Genomic DNA, 3,987 nt, shown 5'->3' with positions numbered 1-3,987 from the left:
CCCGGTCGCGGATCAGCAGCGGTCGCTGGTCCGGGACCCGCCACGCGCCGGGTGCCTCGAACAGCTCGTGCCCGCCGCCGCCGTCGTAGCCGACCACGAGACAGCCCGAGGCCAGCGCCTCGGCGACCGGCAGACCGTAGCTCTCGGTGTGTCCGAGGGCGACGAAGACCGCCGAGCCCGCCAGGGTGGCGGCCACCTCCGCCCGCGGGGCCTGGACCAGTTCCACCAGCTCCACCCCCGAGAGCCGTGGCTCGTCGGCCAGCAGCCGCTTCAGCAGCGAGGCCTCCCGCGGCCGCTTCTTCGGGAACCAGCTCACCCGGACCTGGTCGGCGGCGCCGGGGGCGAACAGCCCGCCGTCGACCGGGTTGGGCACCACGCTCACCGGCAGGCCGGGCAGCGCGGCGGACAGCACGTCGCGGCTCTCCTCGGACACCACCCAGATCGCGGGCGCCGGCGTCCACCCGGGGAAATCCTCGCCGGGGACGCCGGCGGCGAAGGTGTAGAAATGGTTCTGGTTGAAGATGACCTTGCGCGCTCCGGGTGCCGGATCGCGGCCCTGGACGGTCGGTGTCTCCGGCAGCACCAGGAGGTCGTCGGCGCCGATCGCGGTGGAGGCGCCGAACAGCATCGGCACGTCGTCGGCGATCCAGTCGGTGCGGTCGTCCGCGTCGGGCAGCCACAACCAGGCCTCGTGGCCGCGCTTCCGCAGCAGCTGGACGTGCTGTGTCATCACGTGCACGCCGCCGCTGTGGTGGCGCGTGGCGAAACCGGCGTAGACGATCCGACCCGGAGACCGCCCGGGAGTGCTCACCATGCCGGAGCCGTCAGGTACCAGGACGCGCCGCTCCCGGTGTTGTGGGCGGGGAACGAGTCCGGGCCCAGCCCGACGTCGGCCCGCCACCCGTCGCCCCACTTGGCGTCCAGACCCTGGAGGATCTCCGCCCGGTTGCCCTCGGAGCTCTGACCGGTCCGGTTCATCGTCTGCCGCCGCAGGTGCGAGACGTAGGCGCCCTCCGTGACCACGCACCGCAGGCCGGCCGCCCGCACGCGGATCGCCAGGTCGATGTCCGCGCCGTAGCCGTGCCGGGGGAAGGTGACCTCGTCCAGGCCCCCCAGTTCGACGACGGGGGGCACCGCGAACGCGATGGCGGTGCCGTCACAGAAATCGACGTCGCGCAGCACGTTGCGCGGGACGTACTCAGCGGCCGTACCCGGGATCGCAGAGGCCCGCTGGTGGAGCCAGAAATCGTCGTAGCAGGCCGCCGCGAGCGCGATGTCGTCCGCTGTCGAGAAGGGCGCGAGCAATCCGTCGAGGAACCCGGGCGACAGCCGGATGTCGTTGTTCAGTACCACACAGACCGCACGTCCATCACGCGACGCCGTCTGCAGCGCCCAGTTGGCGGCGCCGATCCACCGCAGGTTGCGCCCCGGGCGGTGGACCTCGATGCGCCCCTCAGGCAGCACGTAGTCGCCGGCGTTGTCGACCACCACGATGCGCAGGGCCGGGTCGAGGTCGCTCCCGTCGCGGACCAGGTCACGCACCACCGCATCGGTCAGCTCCGGCGAACCGAAGGCGGGGATGACCACCAGTGCCGTCGCGGCGGTCGTCGAGGGGGTCACTGCCCGGCGCGGGCGGCGCGGCCCCCGCGGTTGCCGTTCAAGGTGATGATCAACATCGGTTCCCGTCGGGTCAGGTGGACGTGCGCCACGGCAGCGAAGTACACACAGTCTTCTGCCTGACCCCGCGGAAGGATTGCTCATCCCAGCCACTTCTTGTGTGACATGCCCCACGCGGCCTACAGTAGGTACATCGTGTCCGTACTAGTTGTACGCACCCCTCCGTCCGCATAGACACCTCCCGTACAGAGAGAAGATTCGCCATGGCAGCCGAATCGCTTCCGAAGTCCCGCGTCCCCCTGTTCGACGGCATGAACCGCATCCCCGGCGGCCTCATGCTCATCCCCCTGATCCTCGGCTCGATCGTCGGCACCTTCGCGCCCGGCTTCCTGGAACTCGGCAGCTTCACCACCGCCCTGTTCGCCGACTCGGCCCTGCCCCTGATCGCCGTCCTGATCTTCGCGACCGGCATGCAGATCACCGCTAAGGCCTCGGGTCCCGTGCTCGCGACCACCGGCGTCGTCCTGCTGTTCAAGACGGTCATCCCCGCCGCCCTCGTCGCGGGCCTCGGCCTGGTCGTCGGCGTCGAGGGCTTCCTGGGCATCTCGATCCTCGCCCTCCTCGCCTCGTTCGACAACAGCAACGGCGGCCTCTGGCTCGCCTTCACCGGCCGCTACGGCGACTACCGCGACCGCGGCGCCTACATGGCCTCGGCCATCAACGACGGCCCCTTCTTCACCCTGCTCTTCCTCGGCATGTCGGGCCTCGGCAACATCCCGTTCCTGACCCTCCTCGCGGCCGTCATCCCCCTGATCCTCGGCTTCATCGTCGGAAACCTCGACGCCAAGTGGACCGAGGTCATGCGGCCCGTGCCGAACATCGTCATCCCGTTCTTCGCCTTCGCCCTCGGCACCGGCATCGACCTCCGCAACGTCATCGCCGGCGGCATCAGCGGCATCTTCGTCGGCATCGCCGCCACCCTCATCACCGGCACCCTCGTCTACATCGGCTACCGCTTCGTCCTCCGCCGCGGCGCCAAGTCCGGCATCGGCATCGCGTCGGCGACGACGGCGGGCAACTCGATCGCGACCCCGGCGATCGTCGCCGCCGCGGACCCCAGCTTCTCCCCTTTCGTGGAGGTGGCGACGGCGCAGGTCGCCTCGGCCGTGCTGGTCACCGCGATCTTCGCACCGCTCCTGGCCACCTGGGTGCTTAAGCGCCAGGGCGGCCTGGACACGGATGACGCCGCGCAGGTCCTCCCCACCTCCGCCTCCGAGCTCCCGCCCGCGGGCAACCCGTCCGCGCCCACCGACCGGCCCCGTCGGACCGAGGAGAACAGCTGACCGTGGCATCCACTGCACCCATCGTCGGCATCGCGGCCGACGACGTCACCGGCGCCACGGACTCCGTGGTCCAGTTCTCCCGCACCGGCTGGTCCTCCCGGCTGCTGCTGGGCGAACTGCTCCCGGACTCGGTACTTCCGGGCAGCGCCCTGGCCGTGAACACCGACGCTCGCGCTCTGGACCCCGCCACCGCCCGTGAGGCCACGGCGAGCGCCATCAGGGACCTCGTCACCGCGGGGGCCGACCGCCTGTACCTGAAGATCGACTCCACCATGCGCGGCAGCGTCCCGGCGCAGGTGGCCGGAGCGCTCGACGCGTGGCGGGAACAGCACCCCGGCTGTTTCGCCGTCGTGTGCCCGGCCTACCCGGCCATGGGGCGGACGATCGAGGACGGCCTGCTGCGCGTGCACGGCGGACCGGTCGAGGACTCCCCCGCGGGCCGAGATCCGGTGACGCCGGTCCCCACCAGCGAGTTCTCGCAGCTCCTGCCCGGCACGACGACGATCAGCCTCAGCGGCTCGGCTGACCGGGATGCGCAGGCCCTTCGGGACGCGGCAGGTAGCGGCGTCGTGGTCGTCAACGCGGCGTCCGACAGCGACCTCCGCGACCTCGCGGCCGCGCTCGTCGTCGCCGGTCCGACGGCGATCCCCGCCGGGTCGGCCGGCCTCGCCGCCGCGATGGCAGCCGCCTGGGCCGACGCCGGAGCAGTACACGCAGCAGCAGAACCTGCACCCGCCGCGCAGGGGCAGCGGATCGTCGTCGTCGTCAGTTCGCTGCACGACGTCGCCCGCGCCCAGACCGACCACCTGCAATCCCAGCTGGACTCCGCCGACCTCCGCATCCTGCAGCCGGACGAGTCCCTGCTCGACCAGCCGAACCGGCTCGCGCAGTGGGCCGCCGCAGAGCTCGAGGTCCCGGAATCCCTGCCGCGGGTCGTCGTCATCACCTCCCCCGAGGCGGTCGGCGGCTCCGAGACCCTCAGCGGTACCGCCATCGCGAACAGTCTCGCGTCGGTGGTGCAGCAGAC

Annotated in this window: 4 protein-coding genes; 2 read left to right on the top strand and 2 right to left on the bottom strand. The window is 71.4% G+C overall.

The window, feature by feature from the left end:
- Window positions 1–814, bottom strand: an 814-nt coding sequence (locus CVO76_RS15855) for a glycosyltransferase (RefSeq protein WP_208740078.1), incomplete at its 3' end; no start/stop codon positions are given.
- Complete coding sequence (locus CVO76_RS15850) at window positions 808–1,620, bottom strand: glycosyltransferase (RefSeq protein ID WP_208740077.1); 813 nt, start codon at window positions 1,618–1,620, stop codon at window positions 808–810. The genes CVO76_RS15850 and CVO76_RS15855, both read right to left, overlap by 7 nt.
- A 260-nt stretch (window positions 1,621–1,880) precedes the next feature.
- Between CVO76_RS15850 and CVO76_RS15845 the strand changes: the two genes are divergently transcribed.
- On the top strand, window positions 1,881–2,960 hold the full coding sequence (locus tag CVO76_RS15845) for a 2-keto-3-deoxygluconate permease (RefSeq protein WP_208740076.1): 1,080 nt from the start codon (window positions 1,881–1,883) through the stop codon (window positions 2,958–2,960).
- A gap of 2 nt (window positions 2,961–2,962) precedes the next feature.
- On the top strand, window positions 2,963–3,987 hold a 1,025-nt coding region (locus tag CVO76_RS15840; RefSeq protein ID WP_208740075.1), incomplete at its 3' end, for a four-carbon acid sugar kinase family protein.

The sequence above is a fragment of the Arthrobacter agilis genome (assembly GCF_002953615.1).
GTDB classification, from domain to species: domain Bacteria; phylum Actinomycetota; class Actinomycetes; order Actinomycetales; family Micrococcaceae; genus Arthrobacter_D; species Arthrobacter_D agilis_B.
This window is presented reverse-complemented; position numbering and strand designations above follow the sequence as displayed.